The 14757-nt window shown below is 76.5% G+C and carries 14 protein-coding genes; 7 read left to right on the top strand and 7 right to left on the bottom strand.

The genetic code is table 11. The features are described 5' to 3' along the window. Positions 1 to 13: 13 nt before the first annotated feature. Both ACQPYD_RS27255 and ACQPYD_RS27250 read right to left on the bottom strand, forming a co-directional pair. On the bottom strand, positions 14 to 658 hold the full coding sequence (locus tag ACQPYD_RS27255) for a LuxR C-terminal-related transcriptional regulator (RefSeq protein ID WP_433698295.1): 645 nt from the start codon (positions 656 to 658) through the stop codon (positions 14 to 16). After that, positions 646 to 1866, bottom strand: coding sequence for a sensor histidine kinase (locus ACQPYD_RS27250; RefSeq protein ID WP_433698294.1), 1221 nt, complete (start codon positions 1864 to 1866; stop codon positions 646 to 648). The genes ACQPYD_RS27255 and ACQPYD_RS27250 overlap by 13 nt, the downstream gene beginning before the upstream one ends. 240 nt (positions 1867 to 2106) lie before the next feature. On the opposite strand from ACQPYD_RS27250, the gene ACQPYD_RS27245 reads away from it, so the two are divergent. From ACQPYD_RS27245 to ACQPYD_RS27225, 5 genes are all read left to right on the top strand, one after another. Next, the gene (locus ACQPYD_RS27245) at positions 2107 to 2574 is read left to right on the top strand and encodes a hypothetical protein (protein ID WP_433698293.1); all 468 of its coding nucleotides are present in this window, start codon (positions 2107 to 2109) and stop codon (positions 2572 to 2574) included. Continuing rightward, the gene (locus tag ACQPYD_RS27240; RefSeq protein ID WP_433698292.1) at positions 2558 to 3790 is read left to right on the top strand and encodes a sensor histidine kinase; all 1233 of its coding nucleotides are present in this window, start codon (positions 2558 to 2560) and stop codon (positions 3788 to 3790) included. Before ACQPYD_RS27245 ends, ACQPYD_RS27240 begins: the two co-directional genes overlap by 17 nt. 201 nt (positions 3791 to 3991) lie before the next feature. Next, positions 3992 to 4687, top strand: a complete 696-nt coding sequence (locus ACQPYD_RS27235) for a response regulator (RefSeq protein ID WP_433698291.1) — start codon at positions 3992 to 3994, stop codon at positions 4685 to 4687. 62 nt (positions 4688 to 4749) lie between these two features. After that, positions 4750 to 5517 carry an ABC transporter ATP-binding protein gene (locus ACQPYD_RS27230; RefSeq protein WP_433698290.1) on the top strand — a complete coding sequence of 256 codons (768 nt, stop codon included), beginning with the start codon at positions 4750 to 4752 and terminating at the stop codon, positions 5515 to 5517. After that, positions 5514 to 6272, top strand: a complete 759-nt coding sequence (locus tag ACQPYD_RS27225; protein WP_433698289.1) for an ABC transporter permease — start codon at positions 5514 to 5516, stop codon at positions 6270 to 6272. Before ACQPYD_RS27230 ends, ACQPYD_RS27225 begins: the two co-directional genes overlap by 4 nt. A 193-nt stretch (positions 6273 to 6465) precedes the next feature. Here the strand turns inward: ACQPYD_RS27225 and ACQPYD_RS27220 are convergent, their stop codons facing one another. The 5 genes from ACQPYD_RS27220 to ACQPYD_RS27200 all read right to left on the bottom strand — a co-directional run bounded on the left by ACQPYD_RS27220 (position 6466) and on the right by ACQPYD_RS27200 (position 12176). Beyond that, positions 6466 to 6987, bottom strand: coding sequence for an LURP-one-related/scramblase family protein (locus ACQPYD_RS27220; RefSeq protein ID WP_330158692.1), 522 nt, complete (start codon positions 6985 to 6987; stop codon positions 6466 to 6468). 167 nt (positions 6988 to 7154) lie between these two features. Beyond that, a complete protein-coding gene (locus ACQPYD_RS27215; protein WP_433698288.1) occupies positions 7155 to 8789 on the bottom strand; it encodes a glycerol-3-phosphate dehydrogenase/oxidase in 1635 nt (544 codons plus the stop codon). Further along, entirely contained in the window at positions 8779 to 10302 is a 1524-nt protein-coding gene (locus ACQPYD_RS27210) for an FGGY family carbohydrate kinase (RefSeq protein ID WP_433698287.1), read from the bottom strand. The genes ACQPYD_RS27215 and ACQPYD_RS27210 overlap by 11 nt, the downstream gene beginning before the upstream one ends. Positions 10303 to 10600: 298 nt before the next feature. After that, on the bottom strand, positions 10601 to 11362 hold the full coding sequence (locus tag ACQPYD_RS27205) for an HAD family hydrolase (protein WP_433698286.1): 762 nt from the start codon (positions 11360 to 11362) through the stop codon (positions 10601 to 10603). After that, the gene (locus ACQPYD_RS27200; RefSeq protein WP_433698285.1) at positions 11352 to 12176 is read right to left on the bottom strand and encodes a DeoR/GlpR family DNA-binding transcription regulator; all 825 of its coding nucleotides are present in this window, start codon (positions 12174 to 12176) and stop codon (positions 11352 to 11354) included. The genes ACQPYD_RS27205 and ACQPYD_RS27200 overlap by 11 nt, the downstream gene beginning before the upstream one ends. A 292-nt stretch (positions 12177 to 12468) precedes the next feature. Between ACQPYD_RS27200 and ACQPYD_RS27195 the strand changes: the two genes are divergently transcribed. Beyond that, the gene (locus tag ACQPYD_RS27195; protein ID WP_433698284.1) at positions 12469 to 13974 is read left to right on the top strand and encodes an FGGY-family carbohydrate kinase; all 1506 of its coding nucleotides are present in this window, start codon (positions 12469 to 12471) and stop codon (positions 13972 to 13974) included. After that, positions 13971 to 14735 (top strand): histidine phosphatase family protein, encoded by a 765-nt coding sequence (locus ACQPYD_RS27190; protein WP_433698283.1) that lies wholly within the window; start codon positions 13971 to 13973, stop codon positions 14733 to 14735. Before ACQPYD_RS27195 ends, ACQPYD_RS27190 begins: the two co-directional genes overlap by 4 nt. Positions 14736 to 14757: the final 22 nt, after the last annotated feature.

The raw sequence follows: 14757 nt of genomic DNA, 5'->3' as shown, positions 1-14757 counted from the left end.
GGGCGCGCGGCCCTCACCTGCCGTCGAGGTAGGCGAGCACCGCGCGCACCCGGCGGTGCCCGCTGTCGGACGGCGACAGTCCCAGCTTCGCGAAGATGTTGCCGACGTGCTTGTGCACCGCGTTCTCGGTCACGACGATCCGCTCGGCGATCTCCCCGTTGCCCAGGCCCTCCGCCATCAGCCCCAGCACCTCGCTCTCGCGCCGGGTGAGGGACTCCAGGGGATCCCGGGAGCGCCGTGCCAGGAGCTGCTGGACCACGGCCGGATCCATCACCGTGCCCCCCTCCGCGACCCTGTGCAGGGCGTCCACGAACTCGCTCACCCGGCCCACCCGGTCCTTGAGCAGGTAGCCCACCCCGCCCCGGCCGTCGGCCAGCAGTTCACCGGCGTAGTCGCGCTCCACGTACTGCGACAGCACCAGCACCGGCAGCGCCTCGTGGCGCCGCCGGGCCGCGATCGCCGCGTGGATGCCCTCGTCCCGGAAGTTCGGCGGCAGCCGCACGTCGACGATCGCCAGGTCGGGCCGGTGCCGCTCCACCGCGTCGGCGAAGGCCGGCGCGTCCACGGCGATCTCCACCACCTCGAACCCGCGCGTGGACAGCAGCAGTTCCAGGCCCGCGGACAGCAGTACGTTGTCCTCGGCGATCACGATCCGCACGGCAGCTCCACCTCGACCACGGTCGGCCCGCCCGCCGGGCTCTCCACGCGCACGGTACCGTCCAGGGCGGCCACCCGGCGCCGGATGCCGGTCACCCCGGTGCCGCGGGACTCGTCCACCCCGCCCGTGCCGTCGTCGCGCACCGACACGCGCAGGACGCCGCCGACACGGTCCAGGCGCACGAGGATCTCCTCGGCGGCGCCGTGCCGCACCGCGTTGGTGACCGCCTCGGTGACCACGAAGTACGCGGCGGTCTCCGCCGCCACCAGCAGCGTGCCCAGGTCGCCCACGTCCAGCCGGGTGGTGACCGTGGTGCGGGCGACCAGCGCGCTCAGCGCCCCGGCCAGCCCCCGGTCGGCGAGGATGGGCGGATAGATGCCGCGGATCACCTCGCGCAGCTCCGTCATCGCCTCCTCGGCGCCCTCGTGGGCGTTCTTCAGCAGTGCGGCGAGCCTCGGGTCCTCGGCGAGGGCCTCGCGGGCCACGCCCAGCTGCATCGCGATCGAGACGAGCCGCGCCTGGGTGCCGTCGTGCAGGTCGCGCTCGATCCTGCGCAGCTCCGCACCGTGGGCGTCCACCACCTCGGCGCGGGTCCGGCTCAGCTCGTCCACCCGGGCGGCCAGCAGCTCGGCCCCGGTGGGGGCGAGCAGCCGCAGGTTGAGGCGGGCGTGCGCCTTGGCCGCCGGGACCACGGCCCACCGGAGCAGGACGAACCCGAGCGCCAGCTGCGCGGCCATGAGGAGCAGGGCCGAACCCCAGCCGTCGGCCGGGATCCCCAGGAACTGGAACTCCATGCCCTCGGGGAGCGCCCACCAGAACGGGAACTGCACCGAGGTGACGGGCAGGGAGAGCGCGGCCACGCCCAGGAGGCCGGCGAGCATGCTCACCGCCGTGAACACGGGCATCCACAGCAGCACCCTGCGGGTGGACGGTTCGCGCCACAGCGCGCGGAAACCGGGGGGCCCGGGGTCCGGGAGCTCCGGCACCGGGACCCGGAGCAGGTCCGAGGCCCGCCCCTGGTGCCACGCGGCGAACCTCCCCACGGCGCCCAGCCAGGGCGGCAGCAGCACGAACCCGAGGCCGCCGATCGGCACGGTGAGCACCACGGCCAGGGTCAGCGGCAGAGCCACCAGCACGGCCAGGCCGGAGGCGAAGGCCACCAGGAGGTAGCCGCCCGCCCTCAACGCCCGAGCCCAGACCTCGTTCATCCTCGTTACTCCCCGTTCACGTCGCAACCCCTCGGCAACGATCAGTCTGGGGCATTCCGGAGGCGCCCGGCACTACAGCCAGCCACCCTGTTCCCCCTCCGGGCGCCGGCGGGCGGGCAGGACGCGGCCGGGGTCCGGAGGGGCCGGCCCGGACAACCGATCGACAACGCATGGGCATCTTCGGGGCGAAGACCGGGAAGGACTCCTGAACCGCCGCACCCACGCAGGAAGGAGAGGCCGGTGCCCTTCCCGAACCGCACGTCACTGCCCCGCCCCGTCCACGGGATCTATGTCCGCAACGTCCTCCAGAGCTGCGGCGGCCACTTCGCCGCGGCGTGGGCCGAGGCGGAGCCCCTGCCAGACGGGCACCCCGACGGCTTCGAGTTCGTCAACGCGGTCCCGCCCGTCGGACCCCGGGGTGAGCGCCTCCCCGAGGAGCTGGCGGCGGCCTTCGCCCAGGGCCTGCGGCTGGCATGGCACGCCGGGGACGGCGCCCGACCGGGTATCGTCGCCCTGGTGCGCCTGGTCGACGCCCGCTGGCACCGGGAGGACTCCACGCCCCGGGCCTTCCGGATGACCGGGGAGCTCGCGGCCCTGGAGATCTCCCGCTGCGTGTCCGAGGACCGGGATCCGCGTCCGGTGCTGCGCAGCAGCAGACAGCCCTACCTCCCCTGGGAGCGGAGCATGCTCGGTGTCCTCAGCGACTGACGTCCCCCCGGCCGGTCCGGCCGCCCCCCTCACCGCGCCCGACGCCCCCGTGCCCCCGGCCCCCCGGCGGCCCTGGCCCTCCCTCCGGGCGGAGGGAGGCCCCACCCCCCGGAGGTTCGCGACCGACGCCGCGGCCTCGCTGGTCCACCTGGCCCTCTCCGGCGGCTTGCCCGACCCCCGCGACCTGGGCGCCGACGACCCGCTCCCCTGGGCCCGCCTCGCCCTGGCCGCCCTGATCACGGCCGGGATCCTGCTGCGCTGGCGGCTGCCCGCGGCGTCCTTCTGCACGGTGCTCGCCGCCACGCTCGCCGCCCTGGCCGCCGGATGGACCGCGGAGCCGTTCACCGCGGCCGCGTGGACGCTGTACCCGCTGGCGCTGACCTCGCGGCACGGCTCCTTCCGGCCCCGGCACTGGGCCTACCTCCTGGGGGCGCTCCTCGTGCTGGCGGCCGCGGGCGTGGACCCGGTGCCGCTGGAGGAGCAGGTCCGGGCCCTCGCCGTCGGAGCGGTCCTCCTCGCGCTCTCGTGGCTGCTGGGGCGCTCCGTCCGGGAGCTCCGCGAGCAGGAGGAGCGCGCGGTGGCGGCCGTCGAGCGCGAGGCCCGCACCCGGGAGAGGCTGCGGGTGGCCAGGGAGGTGCACGACGTCGTCTCCCACACCCTGGGCGCCATCGGCATGCGCGCGGGGGTGGCCCGGTACGCGGGCGGGGACGCCGAGGAGCTGCGGTCGGCCCTGGCCGACATCGAGGAGGCCGGCCGGGAGGCGTCGAACGAACTCCGCCGGGTCCTGGGCGCACTGCGCGCCGGCGCCGACGCACCGATGGACCCGCAACCGGGGCTGGACGGGTTGGCCGCCCTGGCGGACACGGCCCGCCGCACCGGGATCGACTGCAGGCTGGAGGTCTCGGGTGTGGAGCGGGTGCCGCCCGCCGTGGCCGTCAGCGTGTACAGGATCGTCCGGGAAGCGGTCACGAACGTCATCAGGCACGCCCCCGGCGGCTCCTGCTCGGTGGTCGTCACCGGGGAAGGGGACGCCGTGGAGGCCGAGGTGACCGACACCGGTCCGGCCCGGGGACGCGTCGGCTCACCGGGAGGGGGCGTCGGCGTGGTCGGCATGCGCGAGCGCGTGGCGGTCCACGGCGGAACCCTCACGGCCGGCCCGCTGCCCGGCGGCGGCTTCCGGGTCCGGGCACGCATCCCCTCCGGTCCCGGCGGCTGAGGGAGCGGCGGACGGCAGGAGGAGGGCGGAGGGGCGGCGCCGTTCCGCGGCCGCCCGGCGTCCGGGACACTGGAGGCGGTGCTCCGCGCCGGAGCCGTGCTCCGGGCCGGACCCCGGCCGGGACGTCCCCGCCGCCCCGAAAGGATCCCGCGGGCGCACACGGGCCCCGACCGCGTTCGCGACACGACGGCCGGAGGACTCATGGGGGAGACCGCACCCGTGCGGATCGTGGTGGCCGACGACCAGGACCTCCTGCGCGGCTCGTTGCGCATGCTCATGGACGGTGACCCCCGGTTCACCGTGGTCGGCGAGGCCCGTACCGGGCGGGAGGCGGTGGACCTGGCGGCCCGCCTCCGGCCCGACCTCGTCCTCATGGACGTCCGCATGCCCGAGATGGACGGGCTGGCCGCCACCCGGGAGATCTGCGCGGCCACCCCGCACACCAGGGTGGTCGTGCTGACCATGTTCGACCTGGACGACTACGTGTACGGCGCCCTGCGGGCCGGGGCCAGCGGATTCCTGCTCAAGAACACCGCCCCCGAGGAACTGCTCCGCGCCGTCCACGTGGTCGCCGACGGGCAGTCCCTGCTCGCCCCCGAGGTCACGGGCCGCCTGATCGCCCACGTCGTGCGCGAGAGGGCCGGGACGGCGCCCGCCGCCTGGGCGCGGACGCCGCTCGCCCCGCGCGAGAAGGAGGTCGTCACGCTCATCGCGCGCGGACTGTCCAACGCCGAGATCGCCGACCGCCTCACCCTCAGCCGCGCCACCGTCAAGACGTACGTGAGCCGACTGCTCGCCAAGCTCGGCGCCCGCGACCGCGCCCAGCTGGTGGTGTTCGCCTACGAGAGCGGGCTCGTCAGGGCCGCCGGCACGGGGGGCGACGTCCTCCCGGGGTGACGTCGGGACTGTCCTCCCCGGGCGGACGCGCCCGGGACCCCTCCGGCCCGACGATGGGTCCCATGATCGAGATACGCGGACTCACCAGGCGCTTCGGCGCCCGGACGGCGGTGGACGGGCTCACCTTCACCGCCCGCCGCGGCCAGGTCACGGGCTTCCTCGGACCCAACGGCGCCGGAAAGAGCACCACCCTGCGGGTGCTGCTCGGACTCGACCGCGCCGACGGGGGGACGGCCCTGATCGACGGGAGGCCCTACGCGGAGCTGCGCCGGCCCGCCACCGCCGTCGGCGCCCAGCTCGACGGGGGAGGAGCGCACCCCGCGCGGACGGCCCGGGCCCACCTCGGGTGGATCGCCAGGGCGAACGGCCTGCCCGCGTCCCGGGTGGGGGAGGTGCTGGAGGGCGTCGGCCTGGGCGGGGCCGCCCGGGCCCGGGTGCGCACCTTCTCCCTGGGGATGGGACGGCGGCTCGACCTGGCCGCCGCCCTCCTCGGCGACCCCGGGGTGCTGGTCATGGACGAGCCCGTCAACGGCCTCGACCCGGAGGGCATCCGCTGGGTGCGGGCGTTCACGCGCGCCCTGGCCGAGGAGGGGCGCACCGTCCTCCTGTCCAGCCACTTCATGGGCGAGATCGCGAGGATCGCCGACCACCTGGTGGTGATCGACGGCGGGCGCCTGGTCGCCGAGGGCCGCCCCGACGAGGTGGCCGCGGGCCACGCCTCCCTGGAGGACGCCTTCTTCGCCCTCACCGGGAGCCCCGGCGGCGCGGACACGGGGTTCGGGCGGTGGCCCGGCGGCAGCGGCGCCGCCCGGGGCGGGGGAGAACGATGATCGACACCGTGCGCGCCGAGGCGTTCAAGCTCCGCACGCTCACCTCGGTCCTGGTCACCTGCCTGGCGACGGCCGCCCTGACGGTCGGGCTGGCGTGGCTGTCGGGATGGTCGGTGGGAAGGGCCCTCACGGACAACCCCGGTCTCCTCGTCGGGGAGGTCGTGCCGGAGCAGTCCGGCTTCGACGCGATCTCCTACGGGCAGGCGGGCATGGTGGTCCTGGGCGTGCTCGCGGTCGGCACCGAGTACACGGGAGGGCAGATCCGCGCCTCCCTGCTGGCCGTGCCGCACCGCCCCCGGCTCCTGCTGGCCAAGGCCGCCGTGGTCGCGGCGGCGGCACTGGCGGTCGCCCTGGCCACCGTGCCCGCGGCCTTCGCGGCCACCCAGGTCGGACTGGGGGAGCACGGGTACCCGCTGACCGGCATGCTCGCCAGCCCCGTCCTGGGCGCGTTGGCGGGAGCGGTCGCGTACTGGGTGCTCCTCGCCCTGCTGGCGGCCGGGATCACCGTCGTCCTCCGCAACACGGTGGTGCCGCTGGTCCTCCTGATCAGTCTGGTGCTGGCCCTGTCCTTCTACCTCTCGATGCTGACCGGCCTGGCGGACCTCCTGCCCGACCGGGCGGGCGCGCAGATGTTCCTGAGGGGCGGCCCCAACAGGACGGACCTGTCCGCGATCGAGGGCGGCGCCGTGATGGCGGCCTGGGTGGCGGGTGTGTGGGCGGTCGCCGTGCCGCTCTTCGCGCGCAGGGCCGCCTGACGGGACGCGGCGCCGGAGCGGGCCCGGGGCGGGCCGGTCCCCGGTCCGCGGGGCGGTGCTCCGGCGCAGCCCTTCCGGGGACTGGCCCGGCGGGCGGCGGCGCGGCCCCCCGCGGACGTCGCCCGCGCCGCAGCACACCCGGGGAAGGCGGGTCCGGCCCGGGGCAGGGGGCGGACGCCGCGGGACGCGGTGCTCAGTCCTGCTCCCCGCCCTCCTCCTCGTCGTCGTCCCGGGTGAGGGAGTCCACGGCGACCGCGACGCTGATCACGAGGGCGGCGTCGCCGCCGATGTCGCTCCGGTGGGTGTTGACGTCCACCGCGTAGGTGTCCCTGACGCGGAACCACTTGCGGGACACGTGCGCGACGGTGCCGTGCTCGTCGGCGATGACGTATTCCTTGCCGAGGAAGTCGCCGGTGACCTCCCAGTCCGGAGCGCCCTCCATGTCCACCACGAGCTTGTCGCGCAGGGGGTTGACCAGGCGTTTGCGCACGGTGGCGACGGTGTCGCCGTCGCGCTCGACGCGCATCTGGTCACGGACCTTGAACAGCTTCTTGCGGATGACGGTGAGGACGTTGCCGTCGGTGTCCTTGAGCTCGAAGGTCGTGCGGATCCGCAGGGCCTTGCCGTCGACGAGGAAGACCTTGCGGTCGTCCTCGTCGGTCACCCAGTAGTCGTCACCGATGTCGAAAACGCGTTCGCGTACCAGGAATTTCATGCCTCGAAGCTAGGGCACGGGGATTCCGCGCACCACCCCGGGCCACGGCCTGTGGACGGCCCGGGGGTCCGCGGCGCCGGAGGGGAGCGCGGTGCGCGGGGGCCGTGGGCGGCGCGCACGCCCTCCGGCCTGCGGCTCCGGGACGGGCGGGCCCATCCGGTTCCCCGTCATCCCAGCGCGGCGCGGTCGCGGACGACGGCGGCCCGGTACGCGGCCACCTCCCGTTCCACGTCCGCGTCGTCCCACCCCAGCGGCGGCGCCACCAGCGCCGCCGCCCCGGGCGCCAGGGCCGCGCCGCCGTCGGGCTCCTCGAGCGCCACCCGGGTGCGCCGGGCGAGCACGTCCTCCAGGGTCCGGGCCCCCTCGTGGGTCACCGCGTACCGGAGTTCCGCCGCCAGGTAGCCCGCCACGGTCGCCCCCAGAGCCGGGTCGCGCCGCACGGTCTCCAGCACCAGCGGCGTCTCGTCGCCGTACCGCAGGAGCATGCGCCGTACGTGGTGCTCCGCGACCCCGTGCCCGGCGGCCGGCGAGGCGGTCCGCCCGGCGGCGCCCCGCCGGTCGCGGGCGCCGACCAGCGGGATCCGCGCGGTCGGGGTCGGCGGCAGCCTCCGGCCCAGCACCCGGCCGACCGCGTCCACCGCGTCCCGTGCCATCAGGCGGTAGGTGGTGTACTTGCCGCCCACGACCGTCACCATGCCGTGGCCGCTCAGCACCGCGTGGTCGCGCGAGAGCGCCGACGTGGCCGAGGTGTCCCTGGAAGCGAGCAGCGGCCGCAGCCCGGCGTGGGCGCCCAGCACGTCCGCCCTGGTCAGCGGGCGGGCGAGGTAGCGGTTGACGTTGCGCAGCAGGTAGTCCACGTCCTCGGCGCCCACACCCGGGGCGGCCCGGTCGCCCTCGTACGCGGTGTCGGTGGTGCCCAGCAGCCACCGCCCGTACCAGCGCCGCAGGATGATCACCGAGTCCTCGGCCCGCGCGATGAGCCCCGTCCGTGAGTCGAAGGCCCCGCTCTCCACCAGCAGGTGCACGCCCTTGGCCGGGCGCACGGCGAAGGCCGGCTCGCCCGCCATGGCCTGGACGTCCGCGGCCCACACGCCGGCGGCGTTGACCACCGAGCCCGCCGACACCTCCAGTTCGCCCCCCTCGGCCGTGCGGACGGCCACCGCGCGCACCCGGCCCCCCTCCACGCGCATCCCCGTGACCCGGGTGTGGCTGAGGACGAGCGCGCCGTGGCCGGCGGCGGTCCTCGCCACGGCCAGGGTGTGCCGGGCGTCGTCCATGCGCCCGTCGTGGTACCGGATGCCGCCGGTGACCACGGAGGCGTCCAGCCCCGGGGCGAGCGCGAGCGTGCCGCGCCGGGACAGGTGCCGGTGCCCGGGGACCCCGGCCCCCCGCCGCCGGGTCAGCGCCATGGCGTCGTAGGCGAGCACCCCCGCGCCGAAGTACGGGCGCTCCCACCAGCGGGTGGTCGGGAGCAGGAAGGGCTCGGCGGCCACCAGGTGGGGCGCGGTCACGCCGATCATCAGGTCCCGTTCGCGCAGGGCCTCCGCGACCAGGGAGAAGTTGAGCTGTTCGAGGTAGCGCAGCCCGCCGTGCGCCGTCTTGCCCGAGCGCGACGACGTCCCGCCCGCCAGGTCCCCGGCCTCGACCAGCAGGACCGACAGGCCCCTGGCCGCGGCGTCGAGCGCGCACCCCGACCCGGTGATGCCGCCGCCGACCACGACCACGTCGAAGTGCCCGCTCCCGGCCCGCGACAGCGCCCGGTCACGGTCGGCGGGGGAGAGCCGGTGCGGTTCAGAGCCCACGGGAGACCTCCGCGTCGTCACCGGCGGGAGAGGGCCGCGGGACCCGCCCGGGGGCGGGGCCCGCCGCGAGGGGCCGCCACAGCGGGCGGGCCGCCTCCAGGTGCGCGAGGTAGCGCCCGTAGCCGTCGTCGTAGTGGGCGCGCAGGGCCGGATCCGGTTCCACGGTCGCGGACGGGGCGGTCCACCCGGCCCGGTCCACCGAGTCGCCCACCGCCGAGAGGACGGCGCCGCGGGCGCCGACCTCGGGGGCGCGCGCCGCCTCCAGCGGTATCCCGAGCACGTCGGCGAAGACCTGGAGCCACGGCAGGGACCGGGAACCCCCGCCGCAGACCAGCAGCCGGTCCGGGGACCCCGCCGTGTCGAAGCAGTGCCGGGCCGCGTAGGCCAGCCCCTCGCACACCGCGCGCACGAGGTCGCCCCGCGAGGTCGTCAGTCTGACCCCCGTGAACTGGCCCGCCGCCCGCGGGTCGACGAACGGTGCGCGCTCGCCCGACGTGGCCAGGTACGGCAGCACCTCCACCCCTCCCGCGCCCGGGGCGCTCTCGGCCAGGGACCGGCCGACGCCCTCCACGTCCATCCCGAGCACGGACAGCAGCCAGTCCACGGACGCCGTGCCCACCATCGCCGGCATCGCCCGCAGCCACCGCCCCCGCTCACCCGTGGAGACGTGGAACCCCGCCGGGGTCCCCCCGGTCTCCAGGCGGTCGACGAGCACCATGCACCCGAGGGTGGTGCCGACGATCATCAGGGCGTCGCCCGGGTCGCGCACGCCCGCCCCCACCGCGCAGGCGGGGAAGTCGAACGGGCCCGAGCTGACCGGGGTCCCCTCCGGCAGCCCCAGCAGGCGCGCGCCGTCGGCGTGCAGCCCGGCGCCGGGCGCGGCCGAGACGGGCGCCAGGAGGCCGCGCCGGCCGGAGAGCCCCGTCAGCTCCAGCACGGTGTCGCTGTACCCCTTCCCGGAGCCGTCGCCGAACGGCATCGAGCTGTCGCTCGCGTCGGTGGCCCGCCTGCCGGTCAGCCGGGCGAACACCGCGTCCTTGCAGTACCCGGCCGTCGCCGCCCGGTCCAGGGACCCGGGTTCGTGCTCGTCGAGCCAGGCCAGCAGGGGCGCCGCGGTGCCGGGGAACATGGTCGTGCCGTTCTCGCGGTAGACCCGCTCGGTCACCCCTGTGCCGTTCCACCGCCGGAGGATCTCCGAGGCGCGCCCGTCCAGCCACGACATGGCGGGGCGCACCTGCCTGTGGTCGGCGTCGGTGAGCCAGCACCCGTCGCCCTGCCCGGTCACCGCCACCAGGTCCGGCGGGGCGCCCACCTCGGCGGCCACGGCGCGGACCACCTCCGACACCCCCGCCAGGACGTGCTCCAGGTCCTGTTCGACCGCGCCGCCCGGCCCGTGGGCCACCGCGAGGCCGCGTCCGCGCACGGCCAGCGCCGTGCCCGTCTCGTCGAACACCACGGCCTTGACCACGGACGTGCCCGCGTCCACCCCGAGGAGGGTCCGCCCGCCGCTCACGGAGCGGCCTCCCCCGGGAAGGCCGGCGCCCCGGGGACGGGCGGGGGGCCGACGGCGTCCGGCGGGCGCCCCGCCGCAGCGTCACCCTCGCCGTCCACGCGTTCGGGGAGCCGCCGGCGGACCCTGGACGGGCGGGCGGGCGCACCCTCACGGAAAGCGGTGGCTTCGTCGAGCGGTCGGGACATGGGACGGGTCTCCTCACGCCGTCGGGGGCTGCGGGAAGTGCCGGTGCTCCGGTGGTTGCGGGAAGCTGCGGGGCGGCCGCCGAGGGGCCCGCGTCCGGCGGGCCCCGGCGGCGTCAGGGCGCGGCCCCCAGGGCCGACCGCAGGTAGGCGCGGGCGTCGTCGTGGTCGGCCGCGACGTGCTCGGCGAGGGCGAGCGCGTCCTCGCCGGGCGGGTAGTCGCGGTTGGGGAGGGCGACGACGCGCATGTGCGCCGCGCCTGCCGCGCGGATGCCGTTGGCCGAGTCCTCCACGGCCAGCGGCACGGCGGTGGACGGGGGGACGCCGAGCCGGCGCAGGGCCTCGGTGTAGACGTCGGGCGAGGGCTTGCCGCGCGCGACCTCCTCGCTGGAGACCGTGGCGGCGAACAGGTCCGCCAGCCCCTCGCGCTCCAGGACGGTGTCGATGACGGGGCGGGCCGCGGAGGAGGCCAGGCCGATCACGGTCGCCGCCGCGGTGTCGGTGAGGAGGTCGCGGGCGCCGGGGAGGAGGGGGCCGCGACCGGCCAGGAGGGCGTCGCGCATGTGCGCGACGCAGGACTCGTACACGTGCTCCGGGTCGACCCGGGCGCCGGTGCGGCCGTGGATCCGCCCGGCCACGTCCCGCGACCACTCGGGGCTGCTCATGCCCTGCACCCGGAGGGTGTCCTCGCGGGACCAGGGCGCGCCGTGGCGCCGGCAGTACACCTCCCAGGACTCCTCCCAGAGGTGCTCGGTCCACACGACGACCCCGTCGAGGTCGAAGACCACCACGGGGCGGTCCACCGGGGTCCCGTGCCCGTCCGGGGAGGGGGGCCCGGTCCGGCCGGAGGGGCCCCGCCGGCCGGGTTCAGCCGTCATCGCCCGCCACCTCCACCGGCACGTCGTGTTCGCGGAGTCGGGCGAGGTGTTCGCGGGGGGTCGCGGAGTCGACGATCACGGACGTGAACCCTTCCAGCGGCAGGAGGCGGTGGAGCGCGCTACGGGTGAGCTTGGAGTGGTCGATGAGCAGGTGGCACCTCTCGGCGGCGGCGACCATCTCGCGTTTGACCGCCACGATTCTGTCCTCCTGGTGGAAGGCGTGGCCCGCCGTCACCGCGGAGGTGCTGACGAAGGCGACGTCGAAGCGCATCGAGCGGATGGCCTCCACACAGGTCGTTCCGAGGAACGAGTCGTGCTGCACGTCGTAGGTGCCGCCGAGCGCGACGACTTGCACGTCCCGCAGCCGGGACAGCTCCGTGAGGGCGTGCAGGTAGTTGGTGGCCACGGTGAGCGGGGCCAGCTCCGCCAGGTGGGGGATGAGGTGCGCGGCGGTGGTGGAGTCGTCGACGAGCACCGACATGCCGGGCTCGACCAGCCCGGCCGCCCGCGCCGCGATGGCGCGCTTGGCGTCGGCGTTGACCCGTCTCCGGTACTCGACGTTGGACTCGAAGGTGCCGCTGGGCTGGGCGGTGGCCACCCCCCGCGCCTTGCGGAGCACCCCCTGGCGCTGGAGCTCGTCCAGGTCGCGGTGGATGGTCATGACCGAGACCCCGAAGCGTTCGGCCAGCTCCTGGGCGGACACCGACCCGCTGTCCAGGACGAGGCCCGTGATCAGGGAGCGCCGGTCCCCCGGCCCCGGGGGCCGTTCGTCCTCGACCCGGTCGTGCTCGCTCGGGTCCGCCTTGGCCGCCACGGTGCGTGTCCCCCGTCGTTCGTCGTCCTGTTGCCGAACATCTCAACCGGGCGGCCGTCGTGTGTCAACCCTCGGTGTGAAGATCACTCGTCGCGACGCGACGGGTGTGGAGTGCTATGCCCCGACGAACTGGGGAACCACCGGAAACCGGCGGGGCCGTCCGTGAACATCACCGACAAACGTGTGACGAACACACCTTGACATGAGAAGAGCGCGGTTCTACGTTGGCCGTCACCACGTCCGAAGGTGAAACAGGTCACACCCCTGTGCGCCTCCGAGCAGAGGATCCGCGGTGCGCGCTGCCGGTTCACCACGCGAAGCTCCCCCCGACCCCGCCGACCGGTGCGACGCCCTCTGGCTCGGCGTCGACCTGGGGACCCAGGGCGTCCGCGCCGTCCTCGTCGACGACCACGGCGCCGTCGTCGGCTCCGGAGAGGCCGCCCTGCTCCGCGACCACCGCGACGGGCCCCGCCACGAACAGGACCCCGAGGAGTGGTGGAGCGCCACCTGCCGGGCCACCCGCGCCGCCCTCGCCGCGCGGGACCCCGGGGACGGGCGCCCGGTCGGCGCCGTCAGCGTCGACGGCACCTCCGGCACCCTCCTGCTCCAGACCGCCGACGCGCTGCCCGTCGGACCGGCCCAGATGTACGACGACGCCCGGGCGGCCTCCCGGACCGCGGCGATCCACGCCCTGGGCGCCGACCACGTCCAGCCCACCTGGGCCCTTCCCCGCCTGGTCGGGCTCGCCCGCGAGGGCCGCCTCGCCCCGGGACTGCTCGTCGCCCACCAGGGCGACCACGTCTCCGGGCGCCTCGCCGGAGCGGCCGTGCCCACCGACACCAGCCAGGCCCTCAAGACCGGCTACGACCCGCGGAGCCTGAGCTGGCCGCACACCCTCGTGGACCGCCTCGGGATCGACCCGGCGGTCCTGCCCCCCGTGGTCGCCCCCGGCGCCACGGTCGGCCACGTCACCGCGGCGGCCTCCCGCGCCTCCGGCATCCCCGAGGGCACCCCCGTCCGGGCCGGCATGACCGACGGCTGCGCGGCCCAGGTCGCCACCGCCGCCCTCGCGCCGGGGCTCTGGTGCTCGTCCCTCGGCACCACGCTCGTCCTCAAGGGCGCCAGCCCCCACCCGCTCTGCGACCCCTCCGGCGTGGTCTACAACCACCGCAACCCGGACGGCGGCTGGCTGCCCGGGGGCGCGTCCAGCACCGGTACCGGACGTCTCGACACCGACCTCGGCGGCCACGACCTCGACCTGCTCACCGCGCGAGCGCTCCGCATCGGCGTCCCCGGCGGAGCCACGTACCCGCTCGCGGGCACCGGCGAACGGTTCCCCTTCGCGGCCCCCGGCGCCCGGGGGTTCGACACCGGCCCCGGGAGCGGTCCGGCGGACCCCGCCGCGCGCCTCAACCGGATCGCGCACGGGCTGGCCTACGTCGAACGCCTCTCCCTGGACGCCCTCGCCGCGCTCGGCGCCGACACCGCGGGACCGGTCACCGCCGTCGGCGGCGCGGTCCGCAACCACTGGCTCACCGCCCTGCGGGCCGACGTCCTCGGCCGCACCGTGCTGGTCCCCGCGCACACCGGGTCGGCTTTCGGCTCCGCCGTGATCGCCCGCGCCCCGGCGGGCCGCCTGGCCGAGACCGCGCGCGCCATGGTCCGCGTCGCCCACCGCTACGAACCCGATCCGTCCCGCGCCGACGAACTCGAACACGGGTACCGGCGCCTCGTCGAGGCCCTCCGCGACCGCGGGTGGCTCGGCGGCCCCCGGACCCCGGAGGGGGCCACGGCATGATCCCCGCGCACACCGAGCTGTCCCTGGTCCGCCACGGCCGCACCGTCTGGCACGCCGAGAACCGGTACGCGGGCAGTTCCGACATCCCCCTCGACCGCACCGGCCGCGACCAGGCACGCGCCCTCGCCCTCTGGGTCGGCGAGCACCCCCACGACGCGGTCGCCTGCTCCCCGCTCGGCCGCGCCAGGGCCACGGCCCTCCCCGCCGCCGCGGCGCTCGGCGTCGAGCCCGTCGTCCTGCGGGACCTCTCCGAGGCCGACTTCGGGCTGGCGGAGGGACTGACCCTCGCCGAGACCGACGCGCGCCACCCCGGCGCGGCGCACGCCTTCCGCGCCGACCCCGCGGCCCACCCGCTCCCCGGGGCGGAGGACCCCGCCGCGGTCGCGGACCGCGTGCGCGCGGCCCTGCGGAGCCTCGCCGACGGGCACCCCGGGCGGCGCGTCCTCGTCGTCGCCCACAACACGGCGCTGCGCCTGGCCCTGTGCTCCTGGCTCGGCATCCCCCTGGCCCACTACCGGCGCGTGCTCCCCCGGCTGGACAACGGCGCCGTCACCCGGCTGCGCGTCCCCGCCGACCCCGCCGAGCCGCCCGCCCTGCTGGCGCTCAACCTCCCGACGCGCCGGGAGACCCGCACGGACCCGCGGACACACGCCTCCCCGGCGGCCCCCCGGCGCCCCTCCGACCCGGCGCATCCGCAGACCTCCGCGCCCCCGGCGCGCCCCGGTCCGGACACGCGGCGGGCCCCCGGCCCCTCCGACTGATCCCCGGCGCGGCCGACCGGCG

Source organism: Nocardiopsis sp. CA-288880 (assembly GCF_050955985.1).
Taxonomy (GTDB): Bacteria; Actinomycetota; Actinomycetes; order Streptosporangiales; family Streptosporangiaceae; genus Nocardiopsis; species Nocardiopsis tropica.
This window is presented reverse-complemented; position numbering and strand designations above follow the sequence as displayed.